This window comes from Actinoplanes rectilineatus (assembly GCF_000962825.1).
GTDB classification, from domain to species: Bacteria; Actinomycetota; Actinomycetes; order Mycobacteriales; family Micromonosporaceae; genus Actinoplanes; species Actinoplanes rectilineatus.
In genome coordinates this window covers 46,083-64,188 of sequence record NZ_JZKF01000008.1, presented here as the reverse complement: position 1 = coordinate 64,188, position 18,106 = coordinate 46,083, and the positions used below count along the sequence as shown (strand labels likewise).

17 protein-coding genes are annotated in these 18,106 nt (G+C 69.2%); 11 read left to right on the top strand and 6 right to left on the bottom strand.

The window, feature by feature from the left end; genetic code table 11:
- Window positions 1-699: 699 nt before the first annotated feature.
- The 5 genes from pgl to tkt form a co-directional block, all read right to left on the bottom strand.
- Window positions 700-1,458, bottom strand: a complete 759-nt coding sequence (gene pgl, locus WH85_RS08835) for a 6-phosphogluconolactonase (protein ID WP_045741255.1) — start codon at window positions 1,456-1,458, stop codon at window positions 700-702.
- Window positions 1,459-1,528: 70 nt separating this feature from the next.
- Window positions 1,529-2,512 carry a glucose-6-phosphate dehydrogenase assembly protein OpcA gene (locus WH85_RS08830; protein ID WP_045741254.1) on the bottom strand — a complete coding sequence of 328 codons (984 nt, stop codon included), beginning with the start codon at window positions 2,510-2,512 and terminating at the stop codon, window positions 1,529-1,531.
- The gene (gene zwf / locus WH85_RS08825) at window positions 2,509-4,026 is read right to left on the bottom strand and encodes a glucose-6-phosphate dehydrogenase (RefSeq protein WP_045741253.1); all 1,518 of its coding nucleotides are present in this window, start codon (window positions 4,024-4,026) and stop codon (window positions 2,509-2,511) included. The genes WH85_RS08830 and zwf overlap by 4 nt, the downstream gene beginning before the upstream one ends.
- 77 nt (window positions 4,027-4,103) lie before the next feature.
- Window positions 4,104-5,240, bottom strand: coding sequence for a transaldolase (gene tal / locus WH85_RS08820; RefSeq protein WP_045741252.1), 1,137 nt, complete (start codon window positions 5,238-5,240; stop codon window positions 4,104-4,106).
- A gap of 11 nt (window positions 5,241-5,251) precedes the next feature.
- Window positions 5,252-7,369 carry a transketolase gene (tkt, locus tag WH85_RS08815; protein ID WP_045741251.1) on the bottom strand — a complete coding sequence of 706 codons (2,118 nt, stop codon included), beginning with the start codon at window positions 7,367-7,369 and terminating at the stop codon, window positions 5,252-5,254.
- A 259-nt stretch (window positions 7,370-7,628) separates the two neighbouring features.
- Between tkt and WH85_RS08810 the strand changes: the two genes are divergently transcribed.
- The 3 genes from WH85_RS08810 (at window position 7,629) to WH85_RS08800 (ending at window position 10,007) form a co-directional block, all read left to right on the top strand.
- A complete protein-coding gene (locus WH85_RS08810) occupies window positions 7,629-8,597 on the top strand; it encodes a heme o synthase (RefSeq protein WP_045741250.1) in 969 nt (322 codons plus the stop codon).
- A 238-nt stretch (window positions 8,598-8,835) separates the two neighbouring features.
- A complete protein-coding gene (locus tag WH85_RS08805) occupies window positions 8,836-9,129 on the top strand; it encodes a hypothetical protein (RefSeq protein ID WP_045741249.1) in 294 nt (97 codons plus the stop codon).
- Window positions 9,129-10,007 (top strand): ATP-grasp domain-containing protein, encoded by an 879-nt coding sequence (locus tag WH85_RS08800; protein ID WP_045741248.1) that lies wholly within the window; start codon window positions 9,129-9,131, stop codon window positions 10,005-10,007. Before WH85_RS08805 ends, WH85_RS08800 begins: the two co-directional genes overlap by 1 nt.
- 329 nt (window positions 10,008-10,336) lie before the next feature.
- Here WH85_RS08800 and WH85_RS08795 read toward each other — a convergent pair whose 3' ends face one another.
- Window positions 10,337-11,266 (bottom strand): COX15/CtaA family protein, encoded by a 930-nt coding sequence (locus WH85_RS08795; protein WP_245673865.1) that lies wholly within the window; start codon window positions 11,264-11,266, stop codon window positions 10,337-10,339.
- Window positions 11,267-11,381: 115 nt separating this feature from the next.
- Here WH85_RS08795 and WH85_RS08790 point away from each other — a divergent pair, with 115 nt between their 5' ends.
- The 8 genes from WH85_RS08790 (at window position 11,382) to WH85_RS08755 (ending at window position 18,092) form a co-directional block, all read left to right on the top strand.
- The gene (locus tag WH85_RS08790) at window positions 11,382-12,110 is read left to right on the top strand and encodes a helix-turn-helix transcriptional regulator (protein WP_045741247.1); all 729 of its coding nucleotides are present in this window, start codon (window positions 11,382-11,384) and stop codon (window positions 12,108-12,110) included.
- The gene (sufB, locus tag WH85_RS08785) at window positions 12,107-13,528 is read left to right on the top strand and encodes a Fe-S cluster assembly protein SufB (protein ID WP_045741246.1); all 1,422 of its coding nucleotides are present in this window, start codon (window positions 12,107-12,109) and stop codon (window positions 13,526-13,528) included. Before WH85_RS08790 ends, sufB begins: the two co-directional genes overlap by 4 nt.
- A 42-nt stretch (window positions 13,529-13,570) precedes the next feature.
- Window positions 13,571-14,698 carry a Fe-S cluster assembly protein SufD gene (gene sufD, locus WH85_RS08780; protein ID WP_045741245.1) on the top strand — a complete coding sequence of 376 codons (1,128 nt, stop codon included), beginning with the start codon at window positions 13,571-13,573 and terminating at the stop codon, window positions 14,696-14,698.
- Window positions 14,699-14,700: 2 nt separating this feature from the next.
- A complete protein-coding gene (locus tag WH85_RS08775; RefSeq protein ID WP_045741244.1) occupies window positions 14,701-15,033 on the top strand; it encodes a Rieske (2Fe-2S) protein in 333 nt (110 codons plus the stop codon).
- Window positions 15,030-15,788: a Fe-S cluster assembly ATPase SufC gene (sufC, locus tag WH85_RS08770; protein ID WP_045741243.1), complete on the top strand. Its 759-nt coding sequence runs from the start codon at window positions 15,030-15,032 to the stop codon at window positions 15,786-15,788. Before WH85_RS08775 ends, sufC begins: the two co-directional genes overlap by 4 nt.
- An 11-nt stretch (window positions 15,789-15,799) precedes the next feature.
- Window positions 15,800-17,029, top strand: a complete 1,230-nt coding sequence (locus WH85_RS08765; RefSeq protein ID WP_045741242.1) for a cysteine desulfurase — start codon at window positions 15,800-15,802, stop codon at window positions 17,027-17,029.
- A complete protein-coding gene (gene sufU, locus WH85_RS08760; RefSeq protein WP_045741241.1) occupies window positions 17,029-17,484 on the top strand; it encodes a Fe-S cluster assembly sulfur transfer protein SufU in 456 nt (151 codons plus the stop codon). The genes WH85_RS08765 and sufU overlap by 1 nt, the downstream gene beginning before the upstream one ends.
- A 224-nt stretch (window positions 17,485-17,708) precedes the next feature.
- Window positions 17,709-18,092 carry a metal-sulfur cluster assembly factor gene (locus WH85_RS08755; protein ID WP_045741368.1) on the top strand — a complete coding sequence of 128 codons (384 nt, stop codon included), beginning with the start codon at window positions 17,709-17,711 and terminating at the stop codon, window positions 18,090-18,092.
- Window positions 18,093-18,106 lie beyond the last annotated feature (14 nt).

Genomic DNA, 18,106 nt, shown 5'->3' with positions numbered 1-18,106 from the left:
GTCCGGCGGGGTGGCGGTGGCACCCGAATCGCTTGCGGGTGAGCTGACCTTCTCGTATGTGGCGTTGGTTGCACCCGTTCCGCATGCCGGGAGCGCTCACCCGGCCGATCGGGGCGGTAGCGGCACCCAAAGCCGTTTGCGGGTGTGTTCACCGTCCGGTGGCGCGGCAGCTGCACCGAAGTGGTTCTGGGTGCGCTGGCCATCCTGTTTGGTGAGTGGGGGTACCCGATCTCGTTGACGGGTGCGTTCACCGTTCTGATCGGGATGGCGGGTGCACCCGAAGTCGTTGTGGGTGCGGCCACCGGCCTTGGAGGCGGTGAGCGCACCCACTTGTCGAGCTGTACCCGCGGCTGTCGAGCTGTATCCGGCGGCTGTGGACCTGAACCCGGCTGTCGACCGTCGTCTGACTGTCGATCGTCGTCTGCCTGTCGTGTCGAAGTGTGCGCCGACGCCGACGCCGACGGCCGACGGCCGACTTGCGCCGATTGTCGACTGCGCCGGCCGTTGACCTGCGCGGCCGTTGACTCGCGCCGGCCGTTGACTCGCGCCGAACTGTTGCCTGCGTCGACCGTTGGCCTGGGTTCGGCCTGCGGCCTGCGGCCGGGTAGCGGGCTACCGGGGACCGGAGCCCTTCGGGCAGGGGGCTACCGAGGACCGGCGCCCTTCGGGCAAGGGCTGTCCGAAGGGCGCCGGGAACGGTCAGAGCTGGGTGGGAACGTTCGCCGCGGCGGCCCTGTCCAGCAGGAACAGGGTCTTGCGGGTGCCGGTCGCGCTGGCCGCCGGCAAGTGCTTGTCGCCGCCGCCCTCGACCGCCACGCCGATCGGGCCCGCCTTGTCCGCACCGGCCGCGATCAACCAGACCTCGTCGGCGCTCTGGATGGTGTGCAGGGTCAGCGTGACCCGGGTGGGCGGCGGCTTCGGGCTGTCGAATGTCGCCGCCGTCGTGCCGGTTTCGGCCAGCACCGGGTGTTCCGGGAAGAGGGACGCTACGTGGCCGTCTTCGCCCACGCCCAGCATCAGCACGTCGAAGCGGGGCAGTGAGCCGCCGCCGGGGCCGGCCGCGGCGGACAGTTCGGTCGCGTAGCGGGCTGCCGCGGCGGTGGCGTCGTCGCCGTCGGGGCCGTCGGAGGCCGGCATGGCGTGCACCCGGGCCGGGTCGAGCGGCAGCTTGTCGAGGAGGGCCTCGCGGGCCTGGGTCTCGTTGCGGTCCGGGTCGCCGGAGGGCAGGAACCGTTCGTCGCCCCACCACAGGTCCACCCGGGACCATTCGATGGCGGCGGAGGCGGGTAGTTCGCGGACGGCTCGCAGCACTTTCGCGGCGACCCGGCCGCCTGTCAGGACCACGTTCGCCGTCCCGTACGCGGCCTGCGCGTCAATGATCTTGATGACGAGTCGTGCCGCCACCGTGGACGCCAGGATGTCGGCGTCCGGTACCACCACGACCGCGGTCTCACTCACGGATTTTGCTCCTCCATCGCAGAGCCGCCCGCCATCGGTGCGGCGGACGGCTCTGTCGGTAAATATTCGGTCAGAGAGCTGAACCGGCGATGGCAGCCAGTGCCGGGTCCTTCCAGACGTGCACCCGCATCGGCGCCCGGTGGCTCAGGTCGCTGAGACCGGCCATCGCTGCGAGGGCGTCCGCGTAGATCTGGTCGGGGTCGAGCCGCCGCAGTTCTTCGGCGAGTTCGTCGCCGACGGGACGGCGCGGCAGCGGCATGTACCGGTCTTCCTGGCCGGTCCGGCTGAACAGCGCGGTGCCTTCCTCGCGGGTGACACGCACGCAGTCGCCGTTCTCACACTGGAGTTCGACCGAGTGCAGGCGCGGCGCCCGGTCGGTGTGTTCGAGTGTCGGCTCGATGCCCAGCCGGGATTTGAGCCAGCCCAGCATCAGCCAGGCGGTCGGGTCGTTCTCCGGTGCCACGATCTTGGCGCCGGTGACCCGGGCCTCGGTGCTGTCGAAGGCGCCGGCCACCAGCGTCCGCCACAGCGTGATCCGGGTCCAGGTCAGGTCGGTGTCACCGGGCGCGTAGTCGACGGCCCGCTGGCGCAGCGCGGCCACCGGGTCGGGGGCCTGCGCCGAGTCGGTGATCCGCCGGTCGGCCACCACACCCAGGAAGTCGTTGGCGATCATGTTCGGCGGCTCTTCGTGCCACCAGGAGACCACCGGGACGTCCGGGGCGAGCAGCGGCATGACGACCGACTCGGCGTGCAGCGCGAGGCGACCGTACATCCGCATGACGACCGCCTCGGCGGGGCCGAGGCGCCCGCCCACGACGATCTCGGCGTCCAGACGGCTGCGGCCCTCCATGTCGGAGCGGACCACGATGAGCAGCCGGCACGGGTGGGCCGACGCCGCGATGGTGGCCGCTGCCTCGGCCTCGCGGACCTTCTTCTCCTCGACCACCGCGACCAGGGTGAGTGCCAGGCCGGAGGCGACGCCGCCGGCGCTGCGCCGTTCGGCGGCCAGGGCCTTCACCACTTCGTTGCCGGTGGTGTCCCACAGTCCGATCATGCTCGCCTCCAGGCACGGCCCTCGCGCGCCAGCATCTCGTCCGCGGCCCGCGGACCCCATTCGCCGGCCCGGTACGGTTCGGGTTTCTTGCCCTTCCAGGCCGCCTCCAGCGGGTCGATGACCCGCCATGACTGCTCGACCTCGGCGGCGTCCGGGAACAGGGTCCGGTCGCCGATCAGGACGTCCAGCACGAGACGCTCGTACGCCTCCGGGCTGGACTCGGTGAAGGCCTCGCCGTACTGGAAGTCCATCGCGATGTCGCGGACCTCCATGGCGGTGCCGGGCACCTTGGAGCCGAACTTCAGCACCACGCCCTCGTCCGGCTGGACCCGGATGACGAGCTGGTTGTGGCCCAGCATCTCCACGTCGGCCGGGTCGAACGGCAGGTGCGGCGCCCTCTTGAAGAGGATCGCGATCTCGGTGACCCGGCGTGGCATCCGCTTGCCGACCCGTACGTAGAACGGGACGCCGGCCCAGCGCCGGTTCTGGATGCCGAGGCGGACCGCCGCGTAGGTCTCGGTTTTGGATTTCGGCGGGATGTTCGCCTCTTCCAGGTAGCCGACGGCACGTTCGCCGGCGACCCAGCCGGGGAGGTACTGCCCGCGGACCGAGCCGGTGGCGATGTTGTCCGGCAGGCTGATCGCCCGGAGCACCTTGAGCTTCTCGGCCCGCACCTCCTGCGGGTCGAAGCTGGTGGGCTCCTCCATGCCGACCAGGGCGAGGAGCTGCAGGAGGTGGTTCTGCAGCACGTCGCGGGCGGCGCCGGACGCGTCGTAGAACGCGGCCCGGGTGCCGATGCCGACGTCCTCGGCCATGGTGATCTGCACGCTGTCGACGTACTTGGAGTTCCACACCGGCTCGAACAGGCTGTTCGCGAAGCGCAGAGCCATGATGTTCTGGACGGTTTCCTTGCCCAGGTAGTGGTCGATGCGGAAGACGTCCTCGGGAATGAAGACCTCGTCGACCAGCTGGTTCAACTCGACGGCGCTCTGCAGGTCGTGCCCGAACGGCTTCTCCACCACGACCCGCCGCCAGCCGCCGGACTTGGCGCTGTCCGCCATGCCGGTCCGGTTGAGCTGGTTGAGCACCAGCGGGAACGCCGCGGGCGGGATCGAGAAGTAGAAGGCCGCGTTACCCGTGATGCCGTTGCGTTCCCGCAGGTCGTCAAGGGTGGCCGAGAGCTGGTCGAACGCCTCGTCGTCGTCGAACGAGCCGGGGATGAAGTGGAACTGCTCGGAGAGCCGTCGCCAGACGTCCTCACGCCACGGTGTGCGGGCGCCCTTCTTGGCGGCGGCGTAGGCGAGCGACTCGAAGTCACCCTCGCCCCAGTCCTGGCGAGCGAAGCCCAGGACCACGAATCCGGGCGGCAGCAGACCGCGGTTGGCCAGGTCGTATACGGCCGGAATCAGTTTCTTTCGAGACAGGTCACCGGTGACCCCGAAGATCACCAGAGCGCAGGGCTCCGGGATCCGTGGAAGCCTACGGTCCTGTGCGGTGCGCAGCGGATTACCCACGTCCCCATCCTGCCAGTTCCAAGGGTGTTGAGCGGCCTGTCGCGGGGAGCCCGCGACAGGCCGCAGAGTGTTCGTGCCTAGGCGGCGTCGCTCGGCTTCGAGGAGCCGGCCGCGGCGGCCTTGAGGGACTTGTCGACGCCTTCGAGCAGCTCGTTCCAGCTCGTCTCGAACTTCTCGACGCCCTCCTCCTCGAGGACCTTCACCACGTCGTCGAAGTCGATGCCGGCGGCCTTGATGCCCGCGAAGACCGACCGCGCGTGCTCGTAGTTGCCGGTGATGGTGTCGCCCTTGGTCTCACCGTGGTCCTCGAACGCGAGGATGACCGACTCCGGCATGGTGTTCACCGTGCCGGGGGCGATGAGCTCCTCGACGTAGATCGTGTCGCGGAGTTCCGGGCTCTTGGTGCCGGTGGACGCCCAGAGCGGACGCTGCGGCTGGGCGCCGGCGGCGGCCAGGGCCTTCCACCGCTCGCTGCCGAACACCTGGGTGTACGCCTCGTACGCCAGACGCGCGTTGGCGATGGCGGCCTGGCCCTTGAGCGCCTTGGCCGCATCGGTGCCGACCTTGTCCAGGCGCTTGTCGATCTCGGAGTCGACCCGGGACACGAAGAACGACGCCACCGAACCGATCTTGGTGATGTCGTGGCCGTTCGCCTTGGCCTGCTCCAGACCGTCGAGGAACGCCTCCATGACGGCCTTGTAGCGGTCCAGCGAGAAGATCAGCGTGACGTTGACGCTGATGCCCGCGGCCAGGACCTGGGTGATGGCCGGCAGACCCGCGAGGGTCGCCGGGATCTTGATGTAGAGGTTCTCCCGGTTGACCAGCCACCAGAGGGTCTTCGCCTCGGCGACGGTCGACTCGGTCTCGTGCGCCTTGCGCGGGTCGACCTCGATGGAGACCCGGCCGTCGATGCCGTTGCTCCGGTCGTACTCCGGACGCTCGACGTCACACGCCCAGCGGACGTCCTTGGCGGTCATCAGGCGGACGGCCTCCTCGACCGTCACGCCCTGTACCGCGAGGTCGCGCAGCTGCTCGTCGTACGCGTCAGCGTCGGAGAGCGCCTTCTGGAAGATGCTCGGGTTCGTGGTCACGCCGACCACGTGCTGCTGCAGGCGCGACTTGTCCAGCGAACCGCTGGTCAGACGAACCCGGGAGAGATCGTCGAGCCACACCGCGACACCCGCGGCGGACAGCTCGGCAAGCCTGTCGGTCATGTGATTTCTCCTCAGTTTCCGGTCTTGTGGCCGGTGATCTCGCCGACCTTGGCGAGCGAGGCGTGAGCCTTCGCGACGATGTTGTCGGCGGTGAAGCCGAACTGTTCGAACAGGACCTTCGCCGGGGCGGAGGCGCCGTAGTGCTCGATGCTGACAGCCTCGCCGGCGTCGCCGATGAGACGGTCCCAGCTCATCCGGATGCCGGCCTCGACCGAGACGCGGGCCTTCACGCCGTGCGGGAGGACCTCCTGCTGGTACGCCACGTCCTGCTGGAAGAACCACTCCTGGCAGGGCATCGAGACGACCCGGGTCGGGGTGCCGTCGGCCTCGAGGCGCTCCTGCGCGGTCAGCGCGATCGCGACCTCGGAACCGCTGGCGATCAGGATCACCTTCGGGGCGCCCGGGGTGGAGGCCTCGGAGAGGATGTAGCCGCCCTTGAGGGTGCCCTCGGCCGACGCGTACTTGGTGCGGTCCAGGGTGGGCAGGTTCTGCCGGGACAGCGCGAGCGCGGTCGGCCGGTCGGTGTGCTCCAGGGCGCCACGCCACGCGTACGCGGTCTCGTTGGCGTCGGCCGGGCGGACCACGTCGAGGCCGACGATCGCGCGCAGCGCGGTCAGCGTCTCGATCGGCTGGTGCGTCGGGCCGTCCTCGCCGAGGCCGATCGAGTCGTGCGTCCAGACGAAGGTGACCGGCAGCTTCATCAGCGCGGACAGGCGGACCGAGCCGCGCATGTAGTCGCTGAACACCAGGAAGGTGCCGCCGTACGGGCGGGTGCCGCCGTGCACCGCGATGCCGTTCAGGATCGAGCCCATGCCGTGCTCACGGATGCCGAAGTGCAGCGTGCGGCCGTACTCGTGACCGGGGAACGCCTTGGTCGCGTACTCGGCCGGGATGAAGGACGGCTCGCCCTCCATGGTGGTGTTGTTGGATTCCGCCAGGTCGGCGGAGCCACCCCAGAGCTCGGGGAGGACCGGGGCGAGCGCCTTGAGGATCTTGCCGGACGCGGCGCGGGTGGCCAGGCCCTTCTCGTCCGCGGCGAACTCGGGCAGGGCGGCGGCCCAGCCCTCCGGCAGCGCCTTGGCGGCGAGCCGGTCGAACAGCTTCTTGCCCTCGGCGTTGCCGGCGGCCCAGGCGTCGAACGCCTTCTGCCACTCGGCCTTGGCCGCGCGGCCGCGCTCGACGACCTGCTGGGCGTGCTTGACGACCTCGTCGTCGATCGCGAACGGCTCGGCGGCGAAACCGAGCAGCTCCTTGGTCGCGGCGACCTCGGCGCCACCCAGGGCGGAACCGTGGATCTTGCCGGTGTTCTGCTTGTTCGGCGCGGGGAAGCCGATGATGGTCTTGAGGACGATGAACGACGGCTTGTCGGTCACCTTCTTGGCGGCCTGGATCGCGTCCCAGAGCGCCTCGACGTCCTCGGCGTAACCACCCTCGGACCGCCAGTTCACGGTCTGGACGTGCCAGCCGTACGCCGCGTAGCGCGCGCCGACGTCCTCGTTCTTGGCGATCCGGGTGTCGTCCTCGATGGAGATCTCGTTGTCGTCGTAGATCACCGTGAGGTTGCCGAGCTTCTGCACCGAGGCGATGGCGCTGGACTCGTGGCTGACACCCTCTTCGATGTCGCCGTCCGAGGCCAGGGCGTAGACCTGGTGGTCGAAGGGGGACTCGCCGGCGGCGGCCTCGGGGTCGAACAGGCCCCGCTCGCGACGGGCGGCCATGGCCATGCCGATCGCGTTGCCGATGCCCTGGCCCAGCGGACCGGTAGTGATCTCGACGCCGGGGGTGTGCCCGTACTCCGGGTGGCCCGGGGTCAGGGAGTCCCACTGGCGCAGGGACTTCAGATCATCGAGTGACAGGCTGTAACCATTGAGGAACAGCTGAACGTACAGAGTGAGACTGGAGTGACCACACGACAGCACGAAGCGGTCGCGGCCCGCCCAGTTCGGATCCGTCGGGTCGTGCCGCATGACACGGTTGAACAGCAGGTAGGCGGCCGGGGCCAGGCTCATCGCCGTGCCGGGGTGACCGTTGCCGGCCTTCTCGACCGCGTCCATGGCGAGCACCCGGGCGGTGTCCACCGCCTTGCGGTCGAGGTCGGACCAGTTGAGAGCGGGATCTTTGCTAGCCACGTCGGTTGTGCTCCTCGGGCAAAATTGTGGAACCCTTTTCGGCTTGACCCTATCCAGTAGGGCTAAACACGTGCGCAGTGAACGCCCTAGGCACATACGCTGTGAGCGGACACGCCGGTTCAAACGATGTGACTCTCTGCACCCGAACCGGGTGGCCCGAGCAGCGCAGACGACTGCGCGTAGGCTGTCCGGGCGGGCCGCCGGGTGCTATCCCCGGCAACGGCCGCGAAATAAAGCCGATGCCGGAAGGTGGCTGTCCGTGAGCATGATCACCGAGCGTCCCGCCCAGCGGCGGGCGCCCGGCGTGGTGGAGCGCCCGAAAAAAGGCGCCCCTCCTGCTGTGGCCGAAGCCCGTCGTGACTGGACCGCCCTGCTCCGGGCCTACGTCTCGCTGACCAAGCCGCAGATCGTCGAGCTGCTCCTGGTCACCACGGTGCCGACGATGATGCTGGCGGCCGGTGGCTGGCCGGATCCGCTGACCTTCGTGGTCGTCCTGGTGGGCGGCGCGCTGGCGGGCGGCGCGGCGAGCGCACTCAACTGCTACATCGATCGCGACATCGACCAGCTGATGCGGCGCACCAAGCGCCGGCCGCTGCCGACGAACACGATCACCCCGCGCGCGGTGCTGATCTTCGGCCTGACGCTCGCGGTCATCTCGGTCGTGATGATGGCGGTCCTCACCAACTGGCTCGCCACCGCGCTCACCGCGGCGTCGATCTTCTACTACGACGTGGTCTACACGCTCTGGCTGAAGCGCCGGACGCCGGCGAACACGTTCTGGGGCGGTGTCTGCGGCGCGGCGCCGGTCCTGATCGGCTGGGCCGCGGTGACCGGCGGACTGTCCCCGATGGCGTGGGCGCTTTTTGCGGTTGTCTTCTTTTGGCAGATGCCGCACTTCTATGCGCTCGCCGTGAAGTACAAGGAGGACTACGCCCGGGCCAGCATCCCGATGCTGCCCGTGGTGCGCTCCGCCCAGCGGGTCAACTTCGAGATCCTCTTCTACACCGTCCTGACTCTCGCGTCCTCGGCGTGGGTCTGGGCACTGGGTCTGAGCTGGATCTACGGCGGCACGGCGATCGTGTCCGGACTCGTGTTCCTGGCCGAGGCGATCCGTCTGGCCTACAAGAACCGGGCCGGCGAGGTGGTCAAGCCGATGCGGCTCTTCCACCTCTCGATCACCTACCTGACGGTGCTCTTCCTGGCCGTCGCGGTCGACGCGCTCGTCTGATCCGGCTCGCGGATCGCTCTGTGTGACTCCGGTTACGGCTTCGTCGCACAGGATGCCCGGAATGTAGCTACAGGTGGTTACTGTCCGTCACTCATTCGTGGGAATCAGTGCGCGGGTGCAAATCAGACTTTATCGCCGCGAAACGATCGTCGATCATTCGAAACCTGCTGGTAACAGGGGTCACAAAAGGATCGTCGATGCACCCACCGGATCCGCGTGAGTGCTTAGGCTGCGGACCATGGCAGATGGTTCCGTTTCGACACTGACCTCCGACATCAAGACTTTCGCCGCCGGTCACGGCGGCGCGAAGGCAGTGATCGAGTATGTCGGTAAGCGCGGCGCCCGCATCGTCCTCGTCGGCGAGGACGGCGAGTGGTCCGACCAGTTCGCCAAGGACACCGGCGTCGCCCGTGAGGCCTGCGAGGGCGCGGGTGTGAAGGTGGAGAACGAGTGGGAGCGCGAGCTGATGGAGCAGATGCGCCCCAGCAACGACCTGTGGCGCTCGATGTCGCGCCGGAGCATGGCCCGCTAGTGGCCGATCCGTCCCGCGTCGCGCTGGTCACCTGCGCGACCTTTCCCGACCTCTATGCGGACGACCTCCCGCTGCGCGACGCCCTGCTCGCGAGCGGGGTGCTCGTCGACGCGCTCCGCTGGGACGACGACGGCGCCGACTGGGCGGCCTACGACCTGGTCGTCGTCCGGTCCCCGTGGGACTACGTGGCCCGCCGGGACGCGTTCGTCGCGTGGGCCCGGAGCGTGCCACGGTTGGCCAACCCGGCCGACGTGATCGCCTGGAACACCGACAAGCGGTACCTGGGTGAGCTGGCCGAAGCCGGCGTGCCGATCATCCCGACCACGTTCGCCGGCCCGGGTGACACCTGGACGCCGCCGGCCGAGGGGGAGTGGGTGGTCAAGCCCACGATCAGCGCCGGCAGCCAGGACACCGGCCGCTACGTGCTCCCGGAGCAGGCCGGTCCGGCCCGGGCGCACGTCGACCGCCTGATCGCCGCCGGGCGCACCGCGATGATCCAGCCGTACATGGCGGCGGTCGACACCGCCGGTGAGACCGCGGTGCTGTGCGTTCCCGACGTGACCGGTGCGCTGACCTTCAGCCACGGTGTCCGCAAGGGGGCGATGCTCACCGAGACCGGCGGCGGCGCGATCGAGGTCGGCAGCGAGGTGATCGCCCCGCGCGAGCCGTCCAGCGCCGAACTGGCGCTCGCCCGCCGTGTCCTGGAGGCGGTGCCCGGTGACGCCAAACGCCTGCTCTACGCCCGGGTCGACCTGATCCCGGGCCCGGACGGCAGTCCGCTGCTGATCGAACTCGAGCTCACCGAGCCGAGCCTGTTCCTGCGCACCGCACCCGGTTCCGCCGAACGCCTCGCCGCGGCGATCCTCGCCCGGCTCTGACCGGGATCCACCAGCGACAAGCAGCGAGACCAGCAGAACCAGCCAAACCGGCGAGACCAGCCAGACCAGCGAGACCCTCAGAACCAGCGAAAGGCCGGCCGGGACTTCCGGTCGGCCTTTTCTCTGCGGTACGAGCCACACCCGTCACAGACGCAGCACGACCGTCCCGGAGCTGTCCGGAGCGCGAGCACCTGCCCGGCCACCCGCCGGCCACGCGAGCGACGGCCCGTGACCGTGGCAGCCCTTCCGCTGGGCCACTCCGGGACGGATGAGTTGCGTTTGTGACGGGTGTGGCTCGTACCGCAGAAGCCGAGGGTGAGAGGGGCGGCTCAGACCGCGGCAGGCTCCTTGGCCGGCGCGGGCTCCCCGGCGGGGGCGGCGACGACGACCGGGCGTTCGCGCAGCGCCCAGAGCACGGCGAGGGTGCTGGTCCAGACCAGGCCGGAGCCGAGCATGTGCACGCCGACCAGGATGATCGGCAGGTGCGTGAAGTACTGCACGAAGCCGATCAGGCCCTGGGAGAACTCCACGATCACCAGCACCGCGGCGGCCCGGACGGCGGTGGCCGGGGCGCCGGTCGCGCGCAGGGCGAACCAGAGCGCCACGCTCAGGCCGATCAGCAGGAAGACCAGGTCGGCGTGCACCTGGGAGATCTGCGTCGGGTCGAGACCGTTGCGGGCGGCGCCGTGGTCGCCGGCGTGCGGACCGGAACCGGTCACGACCACGCCGGCCGCGATGACGGCGAAGCTGGCCGCGGTGGTGAGCCACGCCAGGTGCCGGATCGGGGCCGGGACGTGCCAGATCTTGTCGCCGCCACCCTCGCCGGCCCGGCGCCAGAGCGCGTAGCAGCCGGCGATCATCACGATCGAGACGATGAAGTGCAGGCCGACCACCCACGGGTTGAGGCCGGAGAGCACGGTGATGCCACCGACCACGCCCTGCGCGGGGACGGCGAAACCGACCGCGACCGACAGCCACACGACGGCCTTGCGGCGCGGGCGCTGGGCGATCGCGGCGGCGAACGTGGCGATGGCGAGACCGACCAGGACGAACGTGAGCAGGCGGTTGCCGAACTCGATCATCCCGTGGACGCCCATCTCGGCCGTCGTCGTGTAGGAGTCGTCGGTGCACCGCGGCCACGTCGGGCAGCCCAGACCGGAACCGGTGAGCCGAACGGCCGCTCCGGTGACGATCAGGGTGATGTTGGCGATCAGGGACGCCAGGGCCAGCGGGCGTAAAGCGGATGCCAGGGACCTCACGCCGGGGATCGTACGCCCGGATGCGAACGGGCCTTTCAGCAGCTCCGGTAACCGGTGTGGTGGATCACCGGGGTTCGGTTTGCAGGGGCTGGACGAAATACGTAACGTTGGCGTAGTGAAATACGAGGTGCTGTCCGGCGACGGCGCGGGGGCTCCGGCCACCGTGACGGACGGGCGCACCCGTGACCGGGTCGCGCACCTGCTCATCGAGCGGGGTGCCGCCACCGCCGCGGAGCTCGGCAAGGTGCTCGGGCTGAGCCCGGCCGCGATCCGCAAACACCTCGACGCGATGCTCGCCGATCATCTGGTGGAGACACGGGCCGTCCGCTCGGACCGTCCCCGGGGCCGTGGCCGCCCGGCCAAGGCGTTCGTGCTGACCGCCGCCGGCCGTGAGGGTCTGATCCCGCACCACTACGACGGTCTGGCCACCGCCGCCCTGCGCTGGATCGCCTCGACGCACGGCCCGCAAGCGGTGTCCGCGTTCGCCGAGACCCAGGTGGGCGCCCTCGAGGGCCGGTTGCACGCCGCGCTGGCCTCGGCCGGCCAGGACCCGCTCGCCCGTGCCGAGGCGCTCGCCGAGGCATTGACGGCCGAGGGATACGCTGCCAATGCGACCACCATCGCGTCGGGTGGCCAACTGTGCCAACATCACTGCCCGGTGGCTCACGTGGCTGCCGAGTTCCCTCAGCTGTGCGACGCCGAGACCGAAGTCATCTCCCGGCTCATCGGCACCCACGTGCAGCGCCTCGCCACCATCGCGCACGGCGACGGGGTGTGCACCACGCACATTCCCGCTTCGAAGTGCGCTCCTGCCACCACGGTTAGTAAGGACAGATTGCAATGACGGACCAGATCGTGACCCAGGAAGAGCACCTCGCCGCTCTTGGCCGGTACGAGTACGGCTGGGCCGACGCTGACGTTGCCGGCGCGGCGGCGCAGCGCGGCCTGTCCGAATCCGTGGTGCGCAACATCTCCGCTCTGAAGAACGAACCGCAGTGGATGCTCGACCTGCGGCTCAAGGGCCTGCGCCTGTTCGACCGCAAGCCGATGCCGCACTGGGGCGCCGACCTCACCGGCATCGACTTCCAGAACATCAAGTACTTCGTGCGCTCCACCGAGAAGCAGGCCGCCAGCTGGGAGGACCTGCCCGAGGACATCAAGGCGACGTACGACAAGCTGGGCATCCCGGAGGCCGAGAAGCAGCGCCTGGTCGCCGGTGTCGCCGCGCAGTACGAGTCCGAGGTCGTCTATCACGCGATCCGCGAGGACCTCGAGGAGCAGGGCGTCCTGTTCCTGGACACCGACACCGCGCTCAAGGAGCACCCGGAGCTCTTCCAGGAGTACTTCGGCACGGTCATCCCGGTCGGTGACAACAAGTTCGCCGCTCTCAACACCAGCGTCTGGTCCGGCGGCTCGTTCATCTACGTGCCGAAGGGCGTGCACGTGGACATCCCGCTGCAGGCCTACTTCCGGATCAACACGGAGAACATGGGCCAGTTCGAGCGGACCCTGATCATCGCCGACGAGGGCAGCTACGTGCACTACGTCGAGGGCTGCACGGCGCCGATCTACTCGTCCGACTCGCTGCACTCCGCGGTCGTCGAGATCGTCGTGAAGAAGAACGCCCGGGTGCGGTACACGACCATCCAGAACTGGTCGAACAACGTCTACAACCTGGTCACCAAGCGCGCCACCTGCGAAGAGGGCGCGACCATGGAGTGGGTCGACGGCAACATCGGCTCCAAGGTGACGATGAAGTACCCGGCCGTCTACATGACCGGCGCGCACGCCAAGGGCGAGGTCCTCTCGATCGCCATGGCCGGCCAGGGTCAGCACCAGGACTCCGGCGCCAAGATGGTGCACGCCGCGCCGCACACCTCCTCGACGATCATCTCCAAGTCGATCGCCCGGGGCGGCGGCCGCACGTCGTACCGCGGTCTGGTGCAGGTGCTGGAGGGCTCGGCCAACTCCAAGAGCACGGTCAAGTGCGACGCGCTGCTGGTCGACACGATCTCCCGGTCGGACACGTACCCGTACGTCGACATCCGCGAGGACGACGTGAACATGGGGCACGAGGCGACCGTCTCCAAGGTCAGCGAGGACCAGCTCTTCTACCTGATGAGCCGTGGCCTGACCGAGGACGAGGCGATGGCGATGATCGTGCGTGGCTTCATCGAGCCGATCGCCAAGGAGCTCCCGATGGAGTACGCCCTGGAGCTGAACCGCCTGATCGAGCTGCAGATGGAAGGCGCTGTCGGCTGATTTCGAGCTGGCGTTCCGGACGATCATCTTAAAAAGGACGAAATGACAACCGAGGCCATCGCCCCGCCGAGCACCAAGTCCCAGGTGCTGCGCTCCTTCGACGTCAACGACTTCCCGGCCCTCAACGGGCTGGAGGAGGAGTGGCGTTTCACCCCGCTCAAGCGTCTGCGTGACCTGGTCAAGGCCACCGCCCTGACCGGCGCCGCACCGTCGGTCGAATACGGCGATCTGCCGGCCGGCGTCACGGTCTCGTCCGTCTCCGCGGTCGACCCGGTCCTGACCCCGTTCGACCGGATCAGTGCCCTGGCGTACGGCTCGGCGTCGAGCATCACCCTGATCGAGGTGGCTGCCGAGGCCGAGCCGGCCGAGGCCGCCGTGATCCGGGTGGTCGGCAAGGGCGGCGACGCCGCGGCCGCGCGGACCGTCGTCACGGTCGGCGCGTTCGCCAAGGCGACGATCGTGCTGGAGCAGGTCGGCACGGTCACGCTCGCCGACAACATCGAGGTCGTCGTCGCCGACAGCGCGCAGCTGACCTTCGTGACGCTGGCCGACTGGGACCGCGACGCCGTCCAGGCGCAGCACGTCAAGGTCAAGGTCGGCAAGGACGCCCGGGTGCAGCACGTCCAGGTCACCCTGGGCGGCGACCTGGTCCGGCAGTTCACCAGCGTGGAATACGCCGGCCGCGGCGGCGACGCCGAGCTCTGGGGTCTGTACTTCGCCGACTCCGGCCAGCACCAGGAGCACCGCCAGCTGGTCGACCACAGCGTGCCGGACTGCCGCAGCTACGTCGGCTACCGTGGCGCGCTGCAGGGCGCGTCGGCGCACACCGTCTGGGTCGGCGACGTGCTGATCCGGGCGGAGGCGACCGGCACCGACACGTACGAGATCAACCGCAACCTGGTGCTGACCGACGGCGCCCGCGCCGACTCGGTGCCGAACCTCGAGATCGAGACCGGTGAGGTTGCCGGGGCCGGCCACGCCAGCGCGACCGGTCGTTTCGACGACGAGCAGCTGTTCTACCTGATGGCCCGCGGCATCCCCGAGGGGGAGGCGCGCAAGCTGGTGGTCCGGGGCTTCTTCGCCGAGCTGATCAACAAGATCCCGGTCGAGGAGCTGCGCGAGCGTCTCGGCGACACCATCGAGGCGCGCCTGGCCGAGGCCGGGCAATAGTCATGCCGTTCGAGAACGTCGGGTCCGTCACGGACGTGGCCAAGGGCACCGCCCTCCAGGTGGAGGTCGACGGGGTCGAGGTCGCGGTCGTGCACGCGGACGACGACCAGTTCTACGCCGTACGCGACGAGTGCAGCCACGCCTCGGTGGCCCTCTCCGAGGGCGAGGTGGACGGCTGCGCGCTGGAATGCTGGTTGCACGGGTCCCGTTTCGACCTGCGCACCGGCGAGCCCTCCGGCCCGCCCGCCATCGACCCGGTGGCGGTCTACCCCGTCGAGATCCGCGACGGCGACATCTACGTTTCGACCGAACCGAGTAATGGAGTAGAGCCGTGAGCACCCTGGAGATCCGTGACCTGCAGGTTTCGGTGAAGCTGCCCGAGGGCGAGCTGAAGCCGATCCTGGCCGGGGTCGACCTGACCGTGAAGGCCGGCGAGACCCACGCCATCATGGGTCCGAACGGTTCCGGCAAGTCGACGCTGGCCTACTCCATCGCGGGCCACCCCAAGTACGAGATCACCGGCGGCACGGTGACCCTCGACGGCGAGGACGTGCTCTCGCTGACCGTCGACGAGCGTGCCCGGGCCGGCCTCTTCCTGGCCATGCAGTACCCCGTCGAGGTTCCCGGCGTGTCGGTGGCCAACTTCCTGCGTACCGCCAAGACGGCGATCGACGGCGAGGCGCCGAAGCTGCGCACCTGGGCCGGCGAGCTGCGCGGCGCCATGGAGAAGCTGCAGATGGACCCGGCCTTCGCACAGCGCAACGTGAACGAGGGCTTCTCCGGCGGTGAGAAGAAGCGTCACGAGATCATGCAGCTCGAGCTGCTCAAGCCGAAGGTCGCGATCCTCGACGAGACCGACTCCGGCCTGGACATCGACGCGCTGCGGATCGTCAGCGAGGGCGTCAACCGGGTCCGCGAGACCGGCGAGACCGGCTTCCTGCTGATCACCCACTACACCCGGATCCTGCGCTACATCAAGCCGGACTTCGTGCACGTTTTCGTCGGCGGCAAGATCGTCCAGCAGGGCGGTCCGGAGCTCTCCGAGCAGCTCGAGGCCGAGGGCTACGAGAAGTTCCTCACCAAGGCCTGAGAGGTTCTCCGATGAGTTTCGACGTCGCGCGGGTGCGCAAGGACTTCCCGATCCTCGAGCGGGAGGTGAACGGCCACCCGCTGGTCTACCTGGACAGCGCCAACACCTCGCAGAAACCGGTGCAGGTGCTCGACGTCATGCGCGCGCACCAGGAGAAGTACAACGGCAACGTGTCGCGCTCGGTGCACACCCTGGGCACCGAGTCGACCGAGGCCTACGAGGGTGCCCGAGCCAAGATCGCGGCGTTCATCGGCGCGGCGAGCCCGGACGAGGTGGTCTTCACCAAGAACTCCACCGAGGCCCTCAACCTGGTCGCGCACTCCGCCGGACAGCACCTGCGGCTCGGCCCCGGTGACGAGATCGTGATCTCCGAGATGGAGCACCACTCGAACATCGTCCCGTGGCAGCTCCTCTGCGAGCGGACCGGCGCGACCCTGCGCTGGTTCGGGATCACCGACGAGGGCCGGCTCGACGAGTCGGACCTCGACGCGCTGATCACCCCGGCCACGAAGATCGTCTCGCTGGTGCACATGTCCAACGTGCTCGGCACGATCAACGACGTGTCCCGGATCGCCGCCCGGGCCCACGAGGTCGGTGCCCTGGTCGTGCTCGACTGCTCCCAGTCGGTGCCGCACCTGCCGATCGACGTGCGCACCCTGGGCGCCGACCTGATCGCGTTCACCGGGCACAAGATGCTCGGACCGACCGGCATCGGCGTCCTGTGGGGCCGCTTCGACCTGCTCGAACAGCTGCCGCCGTTCCTCGGTGGCGGCTCGATGATCGAGACGGTCACGATGACCGGCACGACCTACGCCGCCCCGCCGGCCCGGTTCGAAGCCGGCACCCCGCCGATCACCGAGGCGATCGGCCTGGGCGCGGCGGTGGACTACCTGACCGGACTGGGCATGGAAGCGGTCCACCAGCACGAACTGGAGATCACCCGGTATGCGCTGGACACTCTGAGCGGCGTACCCGATGTGCGGATCTTCGGTCCGTCCTCTCCGGAGGGCCGGGGCGGCACGGTGTCGTTCGGCGTCGACGGGGTACACCCCCACGACGTGGGACAGATCCTGGACGCGCTCGGCGTGGAGGTGCGGGTCGGGCACCACTGTGCGCGGCCGGTGTGCGCGCGGTTCGGGGTGCCGGCGATGACGCGCGCCTCGTTCTACCTCTACACGACCACGGACGAGATCGACGCCCTGGCGCGCGGCCTCGACCAGGTCCGGAAGGTGTTCGGCTGATGATGCTCGACGGTCTCTACCAGGAGATCATCCTGGATCACTACAAGCATCCGCACGGTCGTGGTCTGCGGGACCCGTTCGACGGGGAGGCGCACCACGTCAACCCGACGTGCGGCGACGAGATCACCATGCGGGTGAGTTCCGATCTGTCCGAGATTTCGTACGACGGGCTCGGCTGCTCGATCAGCCAGGCCTCCGCATCAGTGCTGTACGAACTGCTGCAGGGAACGGACGTGGCCGAGGCGTCCGGAATCCACCATGCTTTCGTCGAACTGATGCAGGGCCGCGGCCAGATCGAGCCGGACGAGGAGGTCCTCGGTGACGGCATCGCCTTCGCCGGGGTCGCCAAGTTCCCGGCCCGGGTCAAATGCGCGCTGCTGCCCTGGATGGCGTTCAAGGACGCCGCGGCGCGCGCCGGTGTGGACGTGGGCGTGAGCCCGGAGGTGAAGGCATGACCGAGAAAACAGCTTCTTCAGTGTCGACCGCCCCCGACCCCGAGACGGCCCCGCCCGTCGCCGCCGGCGAGGCGGTGACGATCCTGTCGTCGCCGCCCGCCGAGGAGGAAGGCGTCAAGACCGTCGCCTCCGTCCCCGGCGACGCGTCGGCCGTCGACGACGAGGTGCCCGGCTGGCTGGCCACCGAACGCGCCGAGGCCGAGGAGGCCGGCGAGCCCGTCGAGGTGCCGGCTGTCGGCGTCTCCGCGGCCGCCGAGACCCCCGACGCCCCCGTCGCGGTGTCGAAGGCGACGCTGGCCGACATCGAGGAGGCGATGAAGGACGTCGTCGACCCCGAACTCGGCATCAACGTCGTCGACCTGGGCCTGGTCTACGGCGCCCACGTGGACGAGGACAACATCGCCACCCTCGACATGACGCTCACCTCGGCGGCCTGCCCGCTGACCGACGTCATCGAGGACCAGACCCGTCAGGCCCTGACCACCGGTCCCGGCGGCGGCCTGGTCCAGGACTTCCGCATCAACTGGGTCTGGCTCCCGCCGTGGGGCCCTGACAAGATCACGGACGATGGCCGGGAGCAGCTCCGGGCGCTCGGCTTCAACGTCTGAGCTGTCCCTCGACA